At 67.3% G+C, this 4,681-nt stretch carries 6 protein-coding genes and 1 pseudogene; 6 read left to right on the top strand and 1 reads right to left on the bottom strand.

All coding sequences use genetic code 11. The features are described 5' to 3' along the window. Positions 1 to 456, bottom strand: a pseudogene (locus D183_RS0107380) (folate-binding protein); the annotation flags it as partial. Between the two features lie 39 nt (positions 457 to 495). Here D183_RS0107380 and D183_RS26370 point away from each other — a divergent pair. The 6 genes from D183_RS26370 to D183_RS0107405 all read left to right on the top strand — a co-directional run bounded on the left by D183_RS26370 (position 496) and on the right by D183_RS0107405 (position 4,583). Next, entirely contained in the window at positions 496 to 666 is a 171-nt protein-coding gene (locus tag D183_RS26370) for a DUF1674 domain-containing protein (RefSeq protein ID WP_081481960.1), read from the top strand. A 60-nt stretch (positions 667 to 726) separates the two neighbouring features. Then, positions 727 to 1,119 (top strand): succinate dehydrogenase, cytochrome b556 subunit, encoded by a 393-nt coding sequence (gene sdhC, locus D183_RS0107385; RefSeq protein ID WP_026144277.1) that lies wholly within the window; start codon positions 727 to 729, stop codon positions 1,117 to 1,119. Beyond that, positions 1,116 to 1,502: a succinate dehydrogenase, hydrophobic membrane anchor protein gene (sdhD, locus tag D183_RS0107390; protein WP_017908440.1), complete on the top strand. Its 387-nt coding sequence runs from the start codon at positions 1,116 to 1,118 to the stop codon at positions 1,500 to 1,502. The genes sdhC and sdhD overlap by 4 nt, the downstream gene beginning before the upstream one ends. A gap of 29 nt (positions 1,503 to 1,531) precedes the next feature. Beyond that, a complete protein-coding gene (sdhA, locus tag D183_RS0107395; RefSeq protein ID WP_017908441.1) occupies positions 1,532 to 3,322 on the top strand; it encodes a succinate dehydrogenase flavoprotein subunit in 1,791 nt (596 codons plus the stop codon). 102 nt (positions 3,323 to 3,424) lie between these two features. Next, positions 3,425 to 4,207, top strand: coding sequence for a succinate dehydrogenase iron-sulfur subunit (locus tag D183_RS0107400; RefSeq protein WP_017908442.1), 783 nt, complete (start codon positions 3,425 to 3,427; stop codon positions 4,205 to 4,207). A gap of 127 nt (positions 4,208 to 4,334) precedes the next feature. Beyond that, on the top strand, positions 4,335 to 4,583 hold the full coding sequence (locus tag D183_RS0107405; protein ID WP_017908443.1) for an FAD assembly factor SdhE: 249 nt from the start codon (positions 4,335 to 4,337) through the stop codon (positions 4,581 to 4,583). The last annotated feature ends 98 nt before the right edge of the window (positions 4,584 to 4,681 follow it).

The raw sequence follows: 4,681 nt of genomic DNA on the forward strand, positions 1-4,681 counted from the left end.
GGCCGGCGTCGGCACCAGGCGCAGGGTGCGCGGCAGGCCGTCGCCGCCCATGTCCAGTTCGATCACGCCGGCCTCATCGTGCGTCGACGCCGCGCCGCGGGCCTGCTCGGGTAGGCTCAGACGACCGAAGGCATGCAGCGTGTCCTCGACCGTGACGCGCAGTTTGCGCCGGAACACGAAGCGGCCCAGTGCCGTTGCCAGTTCGTCGGCGCCGCCGTCGGCCAGCAGCATCAGCAAGGCGTCGTCGGCCTGGCGCAGCAGCGCAAACACCGCGATCACCCGGCCCTTGGCGGTGAGCCAGGCGTTCCATTGCCATTGCCCGGGTGCCAGCGCCTGCACGTCGTTGGCGAATTGCGCGTGGGCGAAGGCCACTGCATCCGGACCGCGCAATGCGACGTATTGCAGGTGTGGCAAGGCGGAAAAACCGCCGGATTCCAGATTCAGGTTGTCAGGCACGAGAGGGGAGGACTAAAATTGACGAGTTGTGAGACCCGCATGATAGGCCAACCAACCCCCACACCCGAGTCCGATCCCGAAACGCAGCGGCCCGCCGAGGACACCCCTCCGCAGACCGAGCCTGCGCCGCGGGAGATCGGCGGGCGCGGCGGCCTCGAGCCGACGCGCTACGGCGACTGGGAGAAAAACGGACGCTGCATCGATTTTTGAGCAGCTTTGAGCCAACGCGGCCTTAAGCACGCCGCCCAGCCGAGACAACGAGCCCAGCGAATGGCTACGCGCGAACGTCCCCTTTCCCCGCATCTGCAGGTCTATCGCTGGCAGATCCAGATGGTCACCTCCATCCTGCACCGTGCCACCGGCATCGTGCTGTCGGTCGGTGCCCTGATCATCGCCGCCGCGCTGCTGGTGCTGATGCTCGGCCCGGCGTCCTGGAACTGCTTCCGCGGCATGGCCGGCGCCTGGTACGGCCAGGTATTCCTGTTCGCCTGGAGCTGGGCCTTCGCCTACCACCTGTGCAACGGCCTGCGCCACATCGTGCAGGACTTCGGCCATGGCTACAGCATTCCCGCGTTCGTGCGCAGCAGCTGGATGTCGGTGGTCGGCAGCCTGGTGATCGTGGCGCTGATCTGGGCCTACGTCCTCCACGGAGCCGCCGCATGAGCCGCTATCGCACCCCCCTGAAGAACGTCCGCGGCCTGGGCGCGGCCAAGTCCGGCACCGAGCATTTCGTGCTGCAGCGGCTGACCGCCACCGCGCTGGTCGGCCTGACCGTGTGGTTCCTGGTGTTCGTGCTGAGCCTGCTCGGCGCCGACTACGTCACCGCCACCGAAGCGGTGGCCAAGCCGTGGAACGCGGTGCTGCTGGTCGGCTTCCTGATCGCGATGTTCTGGCACGCGCAGATCGGCCTGCAGGTCATTCTCGAAGATTACGTACACAACTCGCTGCTGGCCCTGGCGCTGCAGACCACGGTGAAGTTCGTCGCCGTGCTCGGCGCGATCGTCGGTGTATTCGCGGTCGCCCGCATCGCGCTGGGCAGCGCCTGATCGGCGCCCGGAACAGGAACTCAGATTCGATGTCCGCTTACAAGATCACCGAACACAAGTACGACATGGTCGTGGTCGGCGCCGGCGGCGCCGGCCTGCGCGCCACCTTCGGCCTGGCCCAGAAGGGCCTGCAGACCGTCTGCCTGACCAAGGTCTTCCCGACCCGTTCGCACACCGTGGCCGCGCAGGGCGGCATCTCCGCCGCGCTCGGCAACATGGGCGAGGACGACTGGCGCTACCACTTCTACGACACCATCAAGGGCTCGGACTGGCTGGGCGACCAGGACGCCATCGAGTACATGTGCCGCGAGGCGATCCCGGCCATCATCGAGCTGGAGCACTACGGCGTGCCGTTCAGCCGCACCGAGGACGGCAAGATCTACCAGCGTCCGTTCGGCGGCATGACCACCAAGTACGGCGAAGGCCCGTCCGCGCAGCGCACCTGCGCCGCCGCCGACCGCACCGGCCACGCCATGCTGCACACGCTGTACCAGCAGTCGCTGGCGCACAACGCGCGCTTCATGATCGAGTACTTCGCGCTCGACCTGATCTTCGACGAGGAAGGCGCCTGCCGCGGCGTGCTCGCCCTGGACATGGCCGAAGGCTCGCTGCACCTGTTCCGCGCCCACGGCGTGGTGCTGGCCACCGGCGGCTACGGCCGCGCCTACTTCAGCGCCACCTCGGCGCACACCTGCACCGGCGACGGCGGCGGCCTGGTGATGCGCGCCGGCCTGCCGATGCAGGACATGGAGTTCGTGCAGTTCCACCCGACCGGCATCTACGGCGCCGGCTGCCTGATCACCGAAGGCGTGCGCGGCGAAGGCGGCATCCTGCGCAACAGCAGCGGCGAGCGCTTCATGGAGCGCTACGCGCCGCACTACAAGGATCTGGCCTCGCGCGACGTGGTGTCGCGTTCGATGACCATCGAAATCCGCGAAGGCCGCGGCGTCGGCGAGCACAAGGACCACATCCTGCTCGACCTGACCCACCTCGGCCCGGGCGTGATCGACGAGAAGCTGCCCGGCATCGCCGAGAGCGCGCGCATCTTCGCCGGTGTCGACGTGCACAAGCAGCCGATCCCGGTGATCCCGACCGTGCACTACAACATGGGCGGCATCCCGACCAACTACCACGGCGAAGTGGTGCGCAAGGACGGCGACAACCCCGATGCCGTGGTGCCGGGCCTGTACGCCATCGGCGAGGCCGCCTGCGTGTCGGTGCACGGCGCCAACCGCCTGGGCTCCAACTCGCTGCTGGACCTGGTGGTGTTCGGCCGCGCGGTGGCCAACCGCTGCGCCGAGACGATCAAGACCGGCGCGCCGCACAAGGGCCTGCCGGGCGACGCCTGCGACAAGGCGCTGGGCCTGCTGGACAAGCTGCGCAACGCCAACGGCAGCACCCCGACTTCGGTGATCCGCGACAAGATGCAGCGCACCATGCAGTCCGACGCGGCGGTGTTCCGCACCAGCAAGACGCTGAAGGAAGGCGTGGACAAGATGGCCGACATCTTCGCCAGCTTCGAGGACGTCAAGGTGTCCGACCGCTCGCTGGTGTGGAATTCCGACCTGATCGAGACCTACGAGCTGAACAACCTGCTGCTCAACGCGGTGGCGACGATCAACTCGGCCGAACAGCGCAAGGAAAGCCGCGGCGCGCACGCCCACGAGGATTTCCCCGACCGCGACGACGTCAACTGGCAGAAGCACACGCTGGTCACCGTCGACGACAAGGGCCAGTGCAGCTTCGACTACCGCCCGGTGCACATGTACACGCTCAGCAAGGACGTGGACGTGGTGCCGCCGAAGCCGCGCGTTTACTGACCAAAGCCGGGATTGGGGATTGGTGATTCGGGATTCGAACACTTCGCTTCCTGCTCTCAACGCCTCCCCAATCCCTAATCCCCAATCCCGGATTTAAAAGCCATGGCAGAGTTCACCCTCCCCAAGAATTCCAAGATCGGCAAGGGCAAGCACTTTCCCGCCAAGGGCGCGAAGAACGTGCGGACCTTCAAGGTCTACCGGTGGAATCCGGACGACGACAGCAACCCGCGGACCGACACCTACGAGGTGGACCTGGACGCGTGCGGCCCGATGGTTCTGGACGCGCTGATCAAGATCAAGAACGAGATCGACCCGACCCTGACCTTCCGCCGCTCGTGCCGCGAAGGCATCTGCGGGTCGTGCGCGATGAACATCGACGGCACCAATACGCTGGCCTGCACCAAGGCGATCAGCGACTGCGGCAAGAAGGAAGTGCCGATCTACCCGCTGCCGCACATGAGCGTGGTCAAGGATCTGGTGCCGGACCTGACCCACTTCTACGCGCAGTACGCCTCGATCAAGCCGTGGATCCGCACCCAGACCCCGCCGCCGCCGGACCGCGAGCGGCTGCAGTCGCCGGAGGACCGCAAGAAGCTCGACGGCCTGTACGAGTGCATCCTGTGCGCGTGCTGCTCGACCAGCTGCCCGAGCTACTGGTGGAACGGCGAGCGTTACCTGGGCCCGGCGATCCTGCTGCAGGCCTACCGCTGGATCATCGACTCGCGCGACGAGGATACCGGTGCGCGCCTGGACGATCTGGAAGATCCGTTCAAGCTGTACCGCTGCCACACCATCATGAACTGCGCGCGGACCTGCCCGAAGGGGCTGAACCCGGCGCTGGCGATCGCCGAGATCAAGAAGCTGATGATGGCGCGCCGCGCCTGATCGCAGCGGCGCACGTTCCACGCGGCGGGCCTGCCCGCCGACCGCGCGGCACCGGCTTTCGGGTTCGGTGCCGCGTTCGTTTTCGGCGGCTGCCGTGCGGCGCCGCCTCCAGGCAAGGGCGCATGCGATGGACGAGACCACCGAACTGAAGAAGCTGCGCTGGCGCTGCCGGCGCGGCATGCGCGAACTGGACCAGTTGTTCGGCCGCTACCTGGACCGGCGTTGGGGGGAGGCTTCCGAGGACGAGCGCGGGGTTTTCCTATACCTGCTCGATTGCGAGGACGATAAGTTGTGGCGCTGGTTCATGGGCTACGAGGCCTGTCCCGATGCACGCGCCGCCGATCTCATCGCTTCCATCCGCGCCATGCCGGCTTGACTGGCGCCCCTCGCGCTGGCTGCTGGCCGCGCTGACCCTGCTCGGCGCGCTGGCGCCGCTGTCGCTGCTCGGCTCCGACCTGCCGCCACACCTGGCCT

The organism is Xanthomonas sp. SHU 199 (assembly GCF_000364665.1).
Taxonomy (GTDB): Bacteria; Pseudomonadota; Gammaproteobacteria; order Xanthomonadales; family Xanthomonadaceae; genus Xanthomonas_A; species Xanthomonas_A sontii.